This is a genomic window from Oceanococcus atlanticus (genome assembly GCF_002088235.1).
Classification (GTDB): domain Bacteria; phylum Pseudomonadota; class Gammaproteobacteria; order Nevskiales; family Oceanococcaceae; genus Oceanococcus; species Oceanococcus atlanticus.
Genome location: NZ_AQQV01000001.1, coordinates 1,295,613 through 1,309,996 on the forward strand (window position 1 = coordinate 1,295,613; position 14,384 = coordinate 1,309,996).

Genomic DNA, 14,384 nt, shown 5'->3' on the forward strand with positions numbered 1-14,384 from the left:
AGGAGCTGTCCCAATGCAACCATCCGATATTCGTCTCGGGAAATCACTCGGACTTGGCCTGCTGTGCAGTAGCGCCATTCTTTTCACCGCTTGTGGCGGTGGTGGATCCAGCAGCACCTCCACCAATCCCACGCCGGCGCCGACCAGCACACCGGCCCCCACCGCAACACCTACACCTACCGCAACCCCGACCCCGAGCGAATCGCCGGCACCGGTTGACGGTAAGGTTACCGGCCCTCTGGACCCGGTCCAGGATGATGTTGTGACCGCTGTCATTGCTGACACGGTTGCCCCGGAACTGCCAGATCCGTTGAGCGGCTTCGCGGTTTGCGCCGCAGCTGCGATCAACACCCTGGTTGACGTACCGGATGCAGCCATCGTGCTGGCTCAGTCGGGCAACACTGCTGACCCGGCCGTACTGGCCGAGCAGATCCAGACTTCCCTGGAAACCTTCGCCGTTCAGGTTGAGAACATGCTGTTTGCGCTCAATGGCGATGGCAGCTGTGACGAAGACCACCCGCAAAACCCGTTCACCGACGATCAGTTTGCCGGTACGCCGCTGGCTCCGGTTGTGGCGGCTCTGGAAACCCTGGCTGATGAACTGGCCACACAGGCTGCTGCTGAAGAGCCGGATCTGGCTGCGTTGACCGCCGCCGTTGACCTGTCCGCACTGGCCAACGAACTGGATCTGCTTGGTGTGTCTGATGCCCCTGTCATCGGCGCTGTCTTCGACACTCTGGTCAACACCATGAGTGACGTGCAGGGCATGCTGGGCGCAATCGGCTCGCTTGACGCAGCCGGCACCCAGGCCGGTATCGAGTCGCTGGTTAGCAACCTGCTCGACAACGTTCTGACCGGTGTTGTTCAGGCTGGCGACATCGATGCAGCCAACGACGAAGCGGCTGAACCCGGCGCTGACCCGTCTGATGTGACCGGCCAGATCCAGACGCTGATCGCGACCCTGACCGGCCGTTTCGGCGACGATCTGCCCAGCGTGATCCCGGCTGAATTCACCACCGGTATTCTGAGCACCGTGGCTCCGGCCCAAGGCGCATTCTCAAGCGTGTTCGGCGGCGCGAATCCGCTGGAAGGCGTACTCGGCGCGATCATTGGCAACGGCCTCAATGACCCTGCTGATCTGCTCGCCTCGCTGCTGGTGATTGACGCCGCTGATCTGCCGACCAGTGCTCTGATCGCAGCCCTGACCGGCGACACCTCGGACATGAGCCCGGTGGAACTGCTGCAGGCCCTGGGTGCTGCTGATCCGAACGCTGTGACCGGCATGCTGACCGATGTGGTCAACACCACCAACCTGCTCGGCCTGCCACTGGTTGACGCGGTGGTTGATGTTGTCGACAGCCTGCTTGGCGGTCTGCTTGATGACCTGCTCGGCGGTCTGCTGGGCGGCCTGCTCTAAGCGCGCCTTCAGCACTCAGTGCAAACGCCCGGCTTCGGCCGGGCGTTTTTGTTTGCGGGCTTCAGCACACCTGCCCACAGGCATACGCTGATGACCATGCCCACTGAAAATTGAAACCACCCAGATGCCCGGTGACATCCACCACCTCGCCGACAAAATAAAGCCCTGGCACTTTGCTCGACTGCATGGTCCGCGATGACAGCTCAGCAGTGTCGACCCCCCCTAGGGTGACTTCCGCCGTGCGATACCCCTCGGTTCCGCTGGGTCGCACTGGCCACTGATTGAGCAGCGCTCCCATCGCGTCCAGCGCATTGTCGCGGTACGTCTGCAGCACTCCATCCCAAGCCTGAAGCTCCACCAGACGTTGCGCCACACGGCGCGGCATGACATCGCCCAGCACCTGCTCCAGCGACCGGGTTGCCGCATCACGTTTGAGCGCACGCAGCCACTCAGCGGCGTCGCGGCCAGGCAGAAAATCCAAAAACACCTCGTGGCCGGCCTCCCAGTATGAGGACAGCTGCAGAATGACCGGGCCGCTCAAGCCGCGGTGAGTGAACAGCAGAGGTTGGGTAAAACTCTGCTCCTGGCACTGTGCGCTCACCGGCAGGGAAACGCCGGCCAATGGCAACCAATCTTCCTGCGGCCGACCGCTCAGGGTGAACGGCACCAGCCCAGCCCGGGTTGGATGGACGTTGTGACCGAACTGCCGGGCCAGTTCAAACCCGAACCCGGTCGCGCCCATCTTGGGAATGGAAAGTCCGCCAGTGGCCACCACCAAAGACTCGCAAGCCAAGGTACCGAGTGAGGTTTCGACCCGAAAGCCTCCATCACGCGCGGCCACTGCGCTGACCTCGCAGGCGGTGCTGATCTCGACACCCGCTTCAGCGCACTCGGCCAACAGCATGGCCACAATGTGTTTTGACGATTCATCACAGAACAGCTGCCCCAGCTCCTTCTCATGCCAGGCGATGCCGTGCGCATCCACCATGGCAATAAAGTCCCATTGTGTATAGCGCGCCAACGCCGAACGGCAGAAATTCGGGTTGTGCGACAGATAGCGATCGGGCTCGATATACAGGTTGGTGAAATTGCAGCGCCCCCCGCCAGACATCAGAATTTTCTTTCCAACCCGGTTGGCATGTTCGATCACGCGCACACGACGCCCCCGCCGCCCCGCCACCAACGCACACATCAATCCGGCGGCACCGCCACCAAGAATCAGGATATCGGGGTCATGCACGGTCACTGCGCTGTTCGGAAGTCTGAGTTCGAAGGGCGCCATGATACGGCGTTGATCAAAGTGCTCAATCCGGACAGACTCGGCGCTCCACTCTTTGAGGCTGCACATTCATCATGACGATCCCCACTTCATCCCCGATCCTGCTTCCGGTCGCCGTGCTGGTGCTGTGGTCACTGATCATGCTCGGCTGGCTGGCCCTGACCCGACTGCCCACCATGAAGCGCCTGCGCATGCACCCGCAAAAATTTCCGCGCACCCAGGATCTGGGCGCCGCATTACCAGCCGAAGTGCAGTGGAAAGCCGACAACTACAACCACTTAATGGAACAGCCGACGATCTTTTATGCCGCAGCACTGTCTCTGGCGATGATCGGCGCCGGCAGCGGGATCAATCTGGTGCTGGCCTGGGCATACGTGGGTCTACGTATTGTTCACAGCCTGGTTCACGCCACCAGCAATAAAGTGCTGGTGCGCTTCAATCTGTTCCTCTTGAGCACCGCCGTGCTCATGGCGCTGGCCGTCCGCCTGCTGATCAATCTGCTCTAGGCCCTACCAGGCCGGCAGGTCTTCGTAACCCGGCTCGCCCGGCATCAGGATCAGCACCCGTCGCCCGTTTTCAAGGCGGTGACGGGTGCGAATTTCCGGCACCTCGTCAATCTCACGCAGGGCCGACAAGGCCTGCTCGACGCTGGCGTACTGACTCAGGCGCTGCAGTTCCTTGACCGTGGGGAAGATCAGATCAACCTCGCCCGCCCGTTGCCGCTGCAGCATCTGCTGCGGGGTGGTCCAGCACAGCTCGGTCAGTTCCACCGCATCGACCTTGGGGGTTTGCCCATGTGGCATCTGGCCAACAAAAAAACGCGTGCGATAGCGTCGCGGCATCATCGGTGGCGTGGTCCAGAAACTGAAATAGTGCAGCACTTGTGCATCCAGGCGCTGACCACAGTCATCAAGAACGCGGGCCAGGCTAAGCGCCCCCGCATGCAGCTTGCGGCGCAACTGCGGGTCACCAGGCGGCGGCCCGTCAAACAACCAGATACCAACCTCCTCGTAAAGCTCGCGGGCGGCCGTCAGGTAGAAGCGAGCCGCACCCGCCTCGCCAAAGCGCGCATCGCACTGGTCCGACTCAAGACCTACACAGACATCAGGAGCAATACTGTCACCCGGATCGACCGCGCCACCGGGAAACACAAAGGCGCCAGCTGAAAAGCGGGTGCTGGCACTGCGTTTGGCCATCAGCACCTCCAGCCCCTGACTGCCGTCGCGCAACAGCACGACGGTGGCAGCATCCTGCAACGCGACGCTCATGTCGCGTCGAGTTCGCGCTCAATCAACGCATCCTTTTCAGTCCACAGATCCGCAACCCAACGCTGGGCCTCACGGCGGAATTCTGGCTCCTGCTGATAGTTGTGGGCATACCAGCTGGCCGGCACGGTGCGGATTTTTACATCCACCACGATCTTGCGATGGCGGCCACACATCAGATCCCAAAAGCCCTTGGCCCCATCGGTATACACGATGGTCATATCGATCAGGGTATTGACCTGCGGCCCCAAGGCCGAGGCGGCAAAGGCCAAACCACCACTTTTGGGTTTGAGCAGGTGCTTGTAGGGGGTGTTCTGTCGCTCAGCCTTCTGCGCGGTAAAGCGTGTGCCTTCCAGATAATTGAGCACCGTCACCGGCACACCGATGTACTTCTCACAGGACTTGCGTGCGGTCTCCAGGTCCTTGCCCGCCAACTCCGGGCGTTTTTTCAGCTGCTCACGGCTGTATCGCTTCATGAAGGGGTAATCCAGCGCCCACCAGACCAGCCCCAGCACCGGCACCCAGATCAGTTCCTGCTTGATGAAGAACTTGAAGAACGGCACTTTGCCGCCGACCGCGCGCATGGCCACGTAGATGTCATTCCAGCTCTGATGATTGCTGATCATCAGATACTGGGCATCACGGCGCAGCCCTTCGACCCCACGGATCTCCCATTCGGTGTTGTGGATACTGCGTTCAATCGCCACGTTGAACCACACCCAGCACTCGCACAGAGCGTGCAGTATGGCGGTCATCCAGCGTTGCCAAGGCTTGATGGGCACAAGCTTGAGCACAATCACCACATACACCGGCATCGCCCAGAACAACAGGTTGACGACGAACAGGGTGGAGCAGATCACCCCGAGTATCGGAGCAGGCAAGAAGCTCAGCATGATGTCAGCGGTCAGAACAGGAGTGGGGAGATTCTACCTATTCCGCGAGAATCGCCTCCAATTGATGCTGGATTTCGCGCCCGCGGGTGCTGCCATTGCGGATTTCGCCAGCCCAGGCCTGACGAACGCGGCCACGCCGGTCGATCAGGTAGAAGGCCGGCCAGTAACGGTTGCCCATGGCGTTCCAGTAGGCGTAGTCGTTGTCCAGCATGACCGGGTGACGTATCGCCAACTCGCGCACCTTGTCGCGCACCGCTGAGGCGGATCGCTCATAGCTGAATTCCGGTGTGTGCACGCCGATGACCCGCAGGCCGTCATCGCGGTAGCGCTCCTGCATGGCTTTAACCCAGGGAATACTGCGCACGCAGTTGTGGCAGCCGAAAGTCCAGAACTCCAGCAAGACCACCTTGCCTTCCAGATCCTGCAAGCTCAATGGCGGACTGTTGATCCACTGCTCAGCTTGAGTGGCGAAGAACTCGGGCGCGCGCGGAGCCTCATCGGCTGTCAAAGCATGCGCCACACCGGCCGAGGTGATCAGGCCGATAGCCGCTATCCAGACTCGTGTGCGCAGGTTCATGGCCGTATGACCAGCGCCTGCCTGACGGGTTCAGTCTTTGGGAATGTCAACGCCGGCCCGGAACGTGCCGTTCTTGTCGACCAGTTCGACGCGGGTGTAAGGCTCCGGTTTCACACTGGCCAGCACACACAGGCTGGTGATGATCTGGGTGACCATGCGGTCCTCGCCCGGCTCCAGCCACTCAGCGCTCATGTGCAGGGTACCTTGCTCGTCGACACGCGCGGTTTTGCGCAGCTCGATGCTGTAGCCACCGGTTTGACGGCGACCCTGCTCAACCAGCACGAAGGCGCGATCACTTGGCAGCTCGATACGGTCGAGATGCAGAATGTCCTCGCTGTCCCAACTGGTCAGTGCTTCAACCGTGGGGAAATAACGCACCACCGCCGCTTCGCTGGGCGTGCCACACAGCAACGACCGGCGCAGTTCTCGCACTTTGACTTCGCCCGGCCCCACCTTGGGCCCGGTGTCCCAGAACTTCAACGGGGGCATCCAGGAACAGGCGCCCAGGCTGGCAATCATTGCAACAGCAACTACAAGGCGAACAAGCGGCTTCATCTCGGGCTCCGATAATCAGGCCTGCGAATTGTAGCAACGCGCCCACACCTTTTCCGCCCGAAATGCGATCATCGGGTGCATGGAAACCCTGCGAGGCAACATCACGATTGAGTGGCTGGGCACAGCCTTGCGCGAAGATGGCTGGCTCACCCGTGAACAGAGCCACAACGCCATCCGCCGCCTGGCCGGCGCCGCATCCGCAGAACACCCCCTGGTTCGCCTGGCCGTGCTCAAGCTGCATCGCGCGGACAAGCCACAACAACTGATCGACACCGAAGCGCTATGCCGCTGGCTGGCCCAGCGTTGCGACATTGGCTACCGAAAGATCGACCCGCTCAAGGTCGACATACCCCAGGCCACAGCGCTGTGTTCTTACGCTTACGCCACACGTGCCGGCATTCTGCCGTTGGAAACCACCCGCAGCAGTGCTGTTTTTGCGGTCACCGAGCCGGGCCGCAGCGAATGGGTGAATGAGCTCAGTCAGATCACCGGCCGGCGCATCACCCGGGTTCTCGCTAACCCGGCGGATATTCAGCGCTATGTGGTCGAGTTTTATGCCCTGGCGCGCTCCATCAAGGCCAGCGAACAGGAGCAGACACGCCGCGGCGCCGGCAGCAATGACCTGCAGAACCTGGAACAGCTCATCGAACTGGGACGCCGGGGCAATCTCGAAGCCAACGACCAGAATGTGGTGAGTGTGGTCGACTGGATCTTGCAGTACGCCTTTGATCAACGTGCCAGCGATATTCATCTGGAACCCCGGCGCGACACTGGCCGGGTGCGCTTTCGCATCGACGGCGTGCTGCACCAGGTGTTCCAGATGCCACCCAAAGTGGCTTCAGCAGTGACCGCCAGACTCAAAGTCCTGGCGCGCCTGGACCTGGCCGAAAAACGTCGCCCCCAGGACGGGCGCATCAAAACCCGCAGCCCGGATGGTCAGGAGGTCGAATTGCGCCTATCGGCCATGCCCACGGCCTTTGGCGAGAAACTGGTGCTGCGCGTTTTTGACCCCGACTCGCTGCTCAAAAGCTATGAAGCCCTGGGATTGGGCGAACAGCAGATCGAGACCTGGCAACACCTGACTCGCCAACCCCACGGTATCGTGCTGGTGACCGGGCCGACCGGCTCGGGCAAGACCACCACGCTGTACTCCACCCTGCGCCAGCTGGCCACCGAAGAGGTCAATGTCTCCACCATCGAAGACCCGATCGAACTGGTCGAACCGCAGTTCAATCAGATGCAGGTCAACCCGGCCATTGATCTGGGCTTCGCCAGCGGTGTGCGCACGGTGTTGCGCCAGGATCCGGACATCATCATGGTCGGCGAGATTCGGGACCTGGAAACCGCCGAGGTTGCGGTTCAAGCGGCGCTGACCGGCCATCTGGTGCTCAGCACCTTGCACACCAATGATGCCACCGCTGCGATCACCCGCCTGCTCGATCTGGGCGTACCGCCGTATCTGCTGCGTGCCACCCTGCTCGGGGTCATGGCCCAGCGTCTGGCGCGTCAGCTTTGCCCTCACTGCAAGGCGCCAGCGCCAGTTGATGCGGTGGAATGGCGCGCACTGGCTGGCGATGAGCGCCCCCTGCCGGAACAAGCCATGGCCGCCGAAGGTTGCCTGGAATGCCGGGCCACAGGCTACCTCGGACGGGTTGGCTTGTATGAGCTGGTCGAGATCGGCCCTGAATTTCGTGACCTGATCCGCGACAATACGGATCTGGAACAACTGCGCCGCAGCGCGCGCGCGGCTGGCGCCGCCAGTCTGCGCGAAGCTGGACTGCACAAAGTGCTGGCCGGCCTGACACACGCCCGAGAAGTGCTGCGTGTGACCCCTCCCACAGAGTAAATCGAAGGATCGTTATGGACAGCCTGATCAATCCCGAACTGATGACCCAGCTGAGCGAAGGCGCGCAAGCCATGGGGCTGAAACTGCTCGCCGCGCTGGCCACCTTCATCATCGGTCGCTGGATTGCCAAACTCATCGTCGCCGGCATCAAGAAAGCCCTGATGCGTGGCAAGGCCGACCCCACCCTGGCCGGCTTCCTCGGCAACGTCGCCTATGGCCTGCTCATGGCGGTGGTGGTCATCGCCGCCCTGGGTGAGCTCGGCGTCAGCACAACCTCCGCCGCGGCCCTGCTGGGTGGCGCCGGCGTCGCCATCGGTCTGAGCCTGAAAGACCAGCTGTCCTCGTTTGCCGCCGGGGTCATGCTGATCATGTTCCGCCCGTTCCGCGTTGGCGACTACATAGAAGCCGGCGGCACTGCCGGCACGGTCGAGCAGATCAAGATTGTCGCCACCGTGCTGAAAACGCCGAACAATCAGGAAATCACCGTCCCTAACCACGAAATCTGGGGCAGCAACATCATCAACTACTCGATTCGCCCGACCCGGCGTATCGACCTGCCGGTGGGCATCAGTTACGACGCTGATTTCCGCAAGGCCAAAGACATCCTCAAAGACATTGCCGAAAACGACGAGCGCGTGCTGAGCGACCCGGCCCCGTGGCTGGGTGTGACCGAACTGGCCGACTCGGCGGTGATCATCAGCTACCGCACCTGGGTCAACACGCCGGACTACTGGCAGACCCGCAGCGATCTGATCGAACAGATCAAGCTGCGCTTCGACCAGAACGACATCGGCATTCCGTACCCGCAGATGGACGTCCACCTGCAGCAGAACAGCTGATCCGGGCGCCCGGATCAGGCTCTGGGTCGGCTCAGACCCGACCCAGGGCAATCTGGACTTTGCGCCGCAAGCCGTCACTCAGGCTTTGCAGAAACGCGTCCAGATGATCAGGCTCACCCGCCTGATCGGCGTGGCTGGCCAGGGCCGCGACCACGATCTCCTGGGCCGCATCGTCCATGGCTTCAAGCATGGGCAGCGATGCGCGCCACAGATCACGCTCGAACAGGGCCTTGTTCAGGCTGTCGAGCAGCTCGGGTGTAGCCGATGACAGAAGATTGCCCAGACGCGCTCGCTGGGTGGCGTCAAGACGCTCGACCAGACTCAGCACCTGCGGCCACAACTGGCCATCCTGCGCGGCAGCCGCGGGCATGGTCCCGGCCAGCTGTTCATCATCAAGCAGGCCAATCAGCTGACTCAGGCGCTCGTCGGACTCCACGAAAAAGCCCACTTGCAGCAGGCCTTCTGCCGTCATGCGCTGGGCCACGGCAGAAATCTGCGCGTTGGTCAGCGCATCAACGAAGCGCGCCATCGGCATGAAATCACGCCGACGCAACATCTCCATGGCGACTTCAACCACGGTGGCCGATGGCATGGCCTGGAGCACAGGTTGTGCTCTGCGCGGGTCCATCGCGACACAGATATCGGCCAGATAAGACAGCTCAAGCCGCCCGGCCAGATCCACCGCGTCATCGGCGTCGAGCAGACCGGTGACCTGCGCCGACAGCGCCGGCGGTATGACCTTGGACGTGATCACCGCAACCAGTTTGTTGGGCAGCAGCTTGGTGCTGTCCGCCAGGCGCTGAAAGCGTTTGACGTGACGATCAAACAAAGCTGCCGAGGTGGCCGCACGCAACTCGCGCAGCGCCTGGGCATCAAGATGGGCCAGGAAATCCAGCTCGGCGACCGAGGTATTGAGGGTGACGGCAAGCTTCTCCAGCTCGGCGCGCAGCAACAGATCAGACATCAGAACAACAACTTGCGTACGGCCGGCCGCAGCAGCGCCGGAATGTGTTTGAGGGCCTGTTCCGAAGCCTGCTGCAGCGTCGTCGCCTGATGCTCGCGCGCCGCATCGAACAGCTGACATAAACGCGCCACGTCGGCCTCATCCAGCTCCGCCAGGGCACCCAGTTCCGCGTCACCCAGACGCGTCTTCAGTTCGCTCAGATCGGCCGCCATAACGCCCGCCTACTTCTTGCCCAGCTTCAGGCGCAGTGCGTTGAGCTTGATGAAGCCTTCGGCATCACGCTGGTTATAGGCGCCCTTGTCGTCTTCGAAGGTTGCGATCGATTCGTCGAACAGGCTGTTGCTCGGCGAACGACGCCCCAGGGTCAGCACGTTGCCCTTGTACAGCTGCAGACGCACTTCACCGTTGACCGTCTGCTGGGTGTGATCAATCGCCGCCTGCATGGCTTCGCGCTCGGGGCTGTACCAGTAGCCGTTGTAGATCAACTTGGCGTACTTCGGCATCAGCTCATCCTTAAGATGAGCCGCCTCACGATCCAGGGTGATCGATTCGATCGCGCGGTGGGCGCGCAGCAAAATGGTGCCCCCCGGGGTTTCGTAACAGCCGCGGGATTTGATACCGACGTAGCGGTTCTCGACGATGTCGAGACGCCCGATGCCGTGTTTGCCGCCCAGCGTGTTGAGCGCATCCAGCAACGCGAACGGGCTCATGGCCTGTCCATTGAGCGAAACCGCATCACCCTTTTCGAAACCGATGGTGATCTCTTCGGGGCTGTCCGGCGCATCCTGCGGGCTGGTGGTCCAGCGCCACATGCCGTCCTTGGGCGCTATCCACGGGTCTTCCAGCTCTTCCCCTTCGTAGGAAATGTGCAGACAGTTGGCGTCCATCGAGTACGGTGAACTGCCGTCCTTTTTCTTGGTGATCGGGATGCCGTGCTGATCGGCGTAGGCGAGCAGCTTCTCACGCGAGTTCAGATCCCACTCGCGCCACGGCGCAATGACCTTGATCTCGGGCATCAAACCGTACGCACCCAGTTCGAAACGCACCTGGTCGTTGCCCTTGCCGGTTGCCCCGTGGGCAATCGCATCGGCGCCGACTTCGCGGGCAATTTCGATCATGTTGCGGGCAATACACGGCCGCGCAATCGAGGTGCCGAGCAAATACTCACCCTCGTAAATGGCATTGGCGCGGAACATCGGAAACACGAAGTCGCGCACGAACTCCTCACGCAGATCACGGATGAAGATGTCTTTCACCCCCAGACTTTCAGCCTTGGGACGGACTTCTTCCACTTCCTCACCCTGACCCAGATCGGCGGTGAAAGTGACCACTTCGCATTGGTACTGGTCCTGCAGCCATTTCAGGATGACGGAGGTATCAAGACCACCGGAGTAGGCGAGGACGACCTTTTTAATGTCGGACATAGTGTTTGCGGAGTTTGACGCGGGCGGCGATTATAGCGGGTGGCCGGCCGGTTCTCATTGAATTTCGGGTGCTTAGCGCGCGATGGTGGTGTTTTCAGGACACGCTCAAGGCCATCCATGGCTCGCTTGTCATCGGCCATCCAGGCCTCTGACAGTCCTGAAAACACCACCATCACACGCTATCGGCCGCCCAACACGCCCCCCCGCGAAGTGAGGCATTGGAAGTACACTGTCGCCAAAGCCGCCCAAACGGCCACAGAGTGTCGCTGAAAAGGTTTTCACAAACTGTCAGAGGCCTGGATGGCCGATGACAAGCGATACATGGACGTACTTGAGCGGGTTTGTGAAAACCTTTTCAGCGACGCCTCACCACGAGAAGAATGACTGCACTCACGATCACAACCCCTGACGACTGGCACCTGCACCTGCGCGATGGACAGGCCCTGTCAGACACCGTGGCTCACACCGCCCGGCAGTTCGCCCGCGCCATCGTCATGCCCAATCTCAAGCCACCGGTCACCACGGTTGAACTGGCGGCAGCGTATCGCCAGCGCATCCTCGATGCAGTGCCAAACGGCCTGACATTCGAGCCGCTGATGAGCATGTATCTCACCGACAACACCACACCTGCAGTGGTCGAAGCGGCGGCGGCCTCGGGCTTCGTACACGGATTCAAGCTCTACCCGGCCGGCGCCACCACCAACTCGGATGCCGGTGTCACCGACATCCGCAATATCCGTGACAGCCTCAAAGCCATGAGCGACTGCGGGCTGGTGTTCCAGGTGCATGGTGAAGTTACCGATGCCGACGTCGACATTTTCGATCGCGAAGCCGTGTTCATCGAGCGCATTCTCCAACCCATCCGCGACAGCCTGCCGCAGCTGAAGATCGTGCTGGAGCACATCACCACCGCTCAGGCCGTGGATTTTGTCCGTAGTGCCGGCACGAAAACCGCCGCCACCATCACCCCGCAGCACATCCGCTTCAATCGCAATGAGCTGTTCCGTGGTGGCCTGCGACCCCACGCCTGGTGCCTGCCGATACTCAAGGCCGAGAGCCACCGCGAAGCCGTGGCGGCAGCCGCCATCAGCGGCGACCCGAGCTTCTTCCTCGGCACCGACAGCGCACCACATAAACGCACCGACAAGGAATCGGATTGCGGCTGTGCCGGGATGTTCTCTGCGGCCACCGCGATCGAGCTGTACGCGCAAAGTTTCGAGGCTGCGGGCGCGCTTGATCGCTTGGAAGACTTCGCCAGCCACTTCGGCCCGGACTTCTACGGCCTGCCGCGCAACACCTCGCAGCTGACCCTGGAACGCCGCGAGCAGACCGTGCCCGACAGCTACCCATTGTCAGGTGGCGAAGTTGTGCCCATGCTGGCCGGCCAGTCTCTGCCCTTTGTTGCGAGCCGCGGATGAGCGAAGAAACCATTCAAAGCCCAGAAGACGCCGCCCGCGCGGTGTTGATGAAGAACCGCTTTCGCGGCTTTCTGCCGGTGGTAGTCGATGTCGAAACCGGTGGCTTCAACTGCGCCACCGACGCCCTGCTGGAGATCGCCGCGCATACCCTCGACATTGACCTCAACGGCCAGCTGTCACCGGGCGAAGCGGTGCATTTCCATGTTCAGCCCTTTGCCGGCGCTAACATCGAAGACGCCGCACTGGAAGTGACCGGTATCAAACCGTTTTCGCCCCTGCGCGCCGCCGACACCGAACAAAATGCCCTGGGCCGCAGCTTTCAGGTCGTGCGCCGGGCGATACGGCGCTACGACTGCAAACGCGCCATCTTGGTCGGGCACAACGCCCACTTCGACCTCGGCTTTCTGAACGCCGCGGTGGCGCGCTGTGGCATCAAACGCAATCCATTCCATCCGTTTTCGGTGTTCGATACGGCCACCCTGGCCGGCGCCACCCTGGGCCAGACCGTATTGGCCCGCGCGATCGAAACCGCCGGTATCGGCTGGGACCCCAAGCAGGCCCACTCGGCCCGGTACGATGCGGCGAAAACCGCCGAATTGTTCTGCGTCATGCTCAACAGCATCGCACCGGTGCATCAGGCCTGGGTCACCCGCGACGACGAGGAAGAATGAGCGCTCCGGCCAAGACCAAGGCCGCGCCCGCCAAGCGCAAAGCGCACTGGCGCGCCTTGCGCTGGTTGGCCGTCCCCGTCCTGGTCCTGCTTAGCCTGGCAGTGCTGCTGCATGCCCGCTACGGCGGTGGTGCCGCATTTCCAGACCGCACCACCACACCACTTTGGGACAGCGATGCTCTCGAAGTGGTTGCCAACCTGGACTTCCCGCCAGGCAACATCGCGGTCAGCCGCGATCGACGCATATTTTTCACCCTGCACCCGGAAGCCCGCCCGCCGATGAATGTGGTCGAATGGGTCGACGGCGAAGCACGCCCATGGCCTAGCGCAGCCATGCAACCCGGTGGCGACGCCGATGAGGCTCTGCATGAGGTGCTGTCGATCCGGATTGACGCACAAAACCGTCTGTGGGCCCTGGACAATGGCAAACATGGTCTCAAGCCGGGTCGGCTCCTGGCCTTCGACCTGGACAGCGGTGAACTGGTGCACAGCCACAGCTTCAGCCGCGAGTTGGTCGGCCTAGGCTCCCACCTCAATGATTTTCAGGTCAGCCCCGACGGCAACACCGTGTACATTGCCGACGCCAGCTTCTTTGCGCTGACACCGGCGATTCTGGTCTACGACGTCGCACGACAACAGGCCCGCCGGGTCATCAGCGCCCATGAAAGTGTGGACGCCGAGCATTATCTGCCGGTCGTGCAGGGGCGCCCCATGCAGGCCTTTGGTCTGGTCACCATTCGCCCCGGCGTGGACTCCATCGCACTCAGCCCCGAAGGCGACTGGCTGTATTTTTCCGCGGTCACCAACAATTACATGTACCGCGTGGCCACCGCCCTGCTGCGCGATGCCGAAGTGTCCAGCGAGACGCTCAAACGTCGCATTCAGCGTGTCGGCTTGAAAACCATGAGCGACGGGCTGACCAGCGACAACGCCGGCAATATCTACATTTCCGACCCGGAGCATTCGGCGATTTTGCGCATGAGTCCGCGTGGCGAACTCAGCACCCTGATCAAGGATGCCCGCCTGCGCTGGCCGGACGGTTTCAGCTTCGGCCCCGACGGTGAACTTTACGTGACAGCCAGCAGCCTGCATCAGGTCATCGGCCTGCCGCCCGCCAGTGTGGCGAAGAACGCGCCTTACCAGGTTTTTCGGGTGAAAAACGATGTGCCGGGGCGCCCAGGGCACTAAACCGGCCGGACTGCCGTCACACAGCGGTCACATCGGCGTCACCAAACTT

Annotated in this window: 15 protein-coding genes; 7 read left to right on the forward strand and 8 right to left on the reverse strand. The window is 61.8% G+C overall.

The window, feature by feature from the left end; translation table 11 throughout:
* Positions 1-13 precede the first annotated feature (13 nt).
* Positions 14-1,417 carry a hypothetical protein gene (locus ATO7_RS06090; protein ID WP_083560495.1) on the forward strand — a complete coding sequence of 468 codons (1,404 nt, stop codon included), beginning with the start codon at positions 14-16 and terminating at the stop codon, positions 1,415-1,417.
* Between the two features lie 61 nt (positions 1,418-1,478).
* Here the strand turns inward: ATO7_RS06090 and ATO7_RS06095 are convergent, their stop codons facing one another.
* Positions 1,479-2,699, reverse strand: coding sequence for a BaiN/RdsA family NAD(P)/FAD-dependent oxidoreductase (locus tag ATO7_RS06095; RefSeq protein ID WP_083561027.1), 1,221 nt, complete (start codon positions 2,697-2,699; stop codon positions 1,479-1,481).
* Positions 2,700-2,770: 71 nt separating this feature from the next.
* Between ATO7_RS06095 and ATO7_RS06100 the strand changes: the two genes are divergently transcribed.
* On the forward strand, positions 2,771-3,202 hold the full coding sequence (locus ATO7_RS06100; protein ID WP_083560497.1) for an MAPEG family protein: 432 nt from the start codon (positions 2,771-2,773) through the stop codon (positions 3,200-3,202).
* Between the two features lie 3 nt (positions 3,203-3,205).
* Here the strand turns inward: ATO7_RS06100 and ATO7_RS06105 are convergent, their stop codons facing one another.
* From ATO7_RS06105 to ATO7_RS06120, 4 genes are read right to left on the reverse strand one after another with little or no spacing between them, the layout of a single operon-like run.
* A complete protein-coding gene (locus ATO7_RS06105) occupies positions 3,206-3,964 on the reverse strand; it encodes an NUDIX hydrolase (protein WP_083560499.1) in 759 nt (252 codons plus the stop codon).
* Entirely contained in the window at positions 3,961-4,854 is an 894-nt protein-coding gene (locus ATO7_RS06110; protein WP_083560501.1) for an acyltransferase, read from the reverse strand. Before ATO7_RS06110 ends, ATO7_RS06105 begins: the two co-directional genes overlap by 4 nt.
* Positions 4,855-4,891: 37 nt before the next feature.
* Positions 4,892-5,431, reverse strand: coding sequence for a redoxin domain-containing protein (locus ATO7_RS06115; RefSeq protein WP_083560502.1), 540 nt, complete (start codon positions 5,429-5,431; stop codon positions 4,892-4,894).
* 30 nt (positions 5,432-5,461) lie between these two features.
* Positions 5,462-5,986 carry a protease complex subunit PrcB family protein gene (locus ATO7_RS06120; RefSeq protein WP_083560505.1) on the reverse strand — a complete coding sequence of 175 codons (525 nt, stop codon included), beginning with the start codon at positions 5,984-5,986 and terminating at the stop codon, positions 5,462-5,464.
* A 79-nt stretch (positions 5,987-6,065) separates the two neighbouring features.
* Between ATO7_RS06120 and ATO7_RS06125 the strand changes: the two genes are divergently transcribed.
* Both ATO7_RS06125 and ATO7_RS06130 read left to right on the forward strand, forming a co-directional pair.
* Positions 6,066-7,832, forward strand: a complete 1,767-nt coding sequence (locus ATO7_RS06125; protein ID WP_083560508.1) for a GspE/PulE family protein — start codon at positions 6,066-6,068, stop codon at positions 7,830-7,832.
* Positions 7,833-7,846: 14 nt separating this feature from the next.
* Positions 7,847-8,671 (forward strand): mechanosensitive ion channel family protein, encoded by an 825-nt coding sequence (locus ATO7_RS06130; RefSeq protein ID WP_146680166.1) that lies wholly within the window; start codon positions 7,847-7,849, stop codon positions 8,669-8,671.
* A 31-nt stretch (positions 8,672-8,702) separates the two neighbouring features.
* On the opposite strand, the gene ATO7_RS06135 is transcribed toward ATO7_RS06130, so the two are convergent.
* The 3 genes from ATO7_RS06135 to ATO7_RS06145 are packed head-to-tail and all read right to left on the reverse strand — an operon-like array spanning position 8,703 to position 11,059.
* Positions 8,703-9,635: a hypothetical protein gene (locus ATO7_RS06135; protein ID WP_083560510.1), complete on the reverse strand. Its 933-nt coding sequence runs from the start codon at positions 9,633-9,635 to the stop codon at positions 8,703-8,705.
* Entirely contained in the window at positions 9,635-9,847 is a 213-nt protein-coding gene (locus ATO7_RS06140; RefSeq protein ID WP_083560512.1) for a hypothetical protein, read from the reverse strand. The genes ATO7_RS06135 and ATO7_RS06140 overlap by 1 nt, the downstream gene beginning before the upstream one ends.
* Positions 9,848-9,856: 9 nt before the next feature.
* Positions 9,857-11,059 carry an argininosuccinate synthase gene (locus ATO7_RS06145; RefSeq protein WP_083560513.1) on the reverse strand — a complete coding sequence of 401 codons (1,203 nt, stop codon included), beginning with the start codon at positions 11,057-11,059 and terminating at the stop codon, positions 9,857-9,859.
* 380 nt (positions 11,060-11,439) lie between these two features.
* On the opposite strand from ATO7_RS06145, the gene pyrC reads away from it, so the two are divergent.
* From pyrC to ATO7_RS06160, 3 genes are read left to right on the forward strand one after another with little or no spacing between them, the layout of a single operon-like run.
* On the forward strand, positions 11,440-12,477 hold the full coding sequence (gene pyrC, locus ATO7_RS06150; RefSeq protein WP_083560515.1) for a dihydroorotase: 1,038 nt from the start codon (positions 11,440-11,442) through the stop codon (positions 12,475-12,477).
* Positions 12,474-13,148 carry a ribonuclease T gene (gene rnt, locus ATO7_RS06155; protein WP_083560517.1) on the forward strand — a complete coding sequence of 225 codons (675 nt, stop codon included), beginning with the start codon at positions 12,474-12,476 and terminating at the stop codon, positions 13,146-13,148. Before pyrC ends, rnt begins: the two co-directional genes overlap by 4 nt.
* Entirely contained in the window at positions 13,145-14,335 is a 1,191-nt protein-coding gene (locus ATO7_RS06160; RefSeq protein WP_083560519.1) for an SMP-30/gluconolactonase/LRE family protein, read from the forward strand. Before rnt ends, ATO7_RS06160 begins: the two co-directional genes overlap by 4 nt.
* Positions 14,336-14,384 lie beyond the last annotated feature (49 nt).

Bases quoted from the DNA above. Each gene is read 5' to 3' on its own strand.
- ATO7_RS06090 (WP_083560495.1), top strand. From the start codon at position 14: ATGCAACCATCCGATATTCGTCTCGGGAAATCACTCGGACTTGGCCTG.
- ATO7_RS06095 (WP_083561027.1), bottom strand. From the start codon at position 2,699: ATGGCGCCCTTCGAACTCAGACTTCCGAACAGCGCAGTGACCGTGCAT.
- ATO7_RS06100 (WP_083560497.1), top strand. From the start codon at position 2,771: ATGACGATCCCCACTTCATCCCCGATCCTGCTTCCGGTCGCCGTGCTG.
- ATO7_RS06105 (WP_083560499.1), bottom strand. From the start codon at position 3,964: ATGAGCGTCGCGTTGCAGGATGCTGCCACCGTCGTGCTGTTGCGCGAC.
- ATO7_RS06110 (WP_083560501.1), bottom strand. From the start codon at position 4,854: ATGCTGAGCTTCTTGCCTGCTCCGATACTCGGGGTGATCTGCTCCACC.
- ATO7_RS06115 (WP_083560502.1), bottom strand. From the start codon at position 5,431: ATGAACCTGCGCACACGAGTCTGGATAGCGGCTATCGGCCTGATCACC.
- ATO7_RS06120 (WP_083560505.1), bottom strand. From the start codon at position 5,986: ATGAAGCCGCTTGTTCGCCTTGTAGTTGCTGTTGCAATGATTGCCAGC.
- ATO7_RS06125 (WP_083560508.1), top strand. From the start codon at position 6,066: ATGGAAACCCTGCGAGGCAACATCACGATTGAGTGGCTGGGCACAGCC.
- ATO7_RS06130 (WP_146680166.1), top strand. From the start codon at position 7,847: ATGGACAGCCTGATCAATCCCGAACTGATGACCCAGCTGAGCGAAGGC.
- ATO7_RS06135 (WP_083560510.1), bottom strand. From the start codon at position 9,635: ATGTCTGATCTGTTGCTGCGCGCCGAGCTGGAGAAGCTTGCCGTCACC.
- ATO7_RS06140 (WP_083560512.1), bottom strand. From the start codon at position 9,847: ATGGCGGCCGATCTGAGCGAACTGAAGACGCGTCTGGGTGACGCGGAA.
- ATO7_RS06145 (WP_083560513.1), bottom strand. From the start codon at position 11,059: ATGTCCGACATTAAAAAGGTCGTCCTCGCCTACTCCGGTGGTCTTGAT.
- pyrC (WP_083560515.1), top strand. From the start codon at position 11,440: ATGACTGCACTCACGATCACAACCCCTGACGACTGGCACCTGCACCTG.
- rnt (WP_083560517.1), top strand. From the start codon at position 12,474: ATGAGCGAAGAAACCATTCAAAGCCCAGAAGACGCCGCCCGCGCGGTG.
- ATO7_RS06160 (WP_083560519.1), top strand. From the start codon at position 13,145: ATGAGCGCTCCGGCCAAGACCAAGGCCGCGCCCGCCAAGCGCAAAGCG.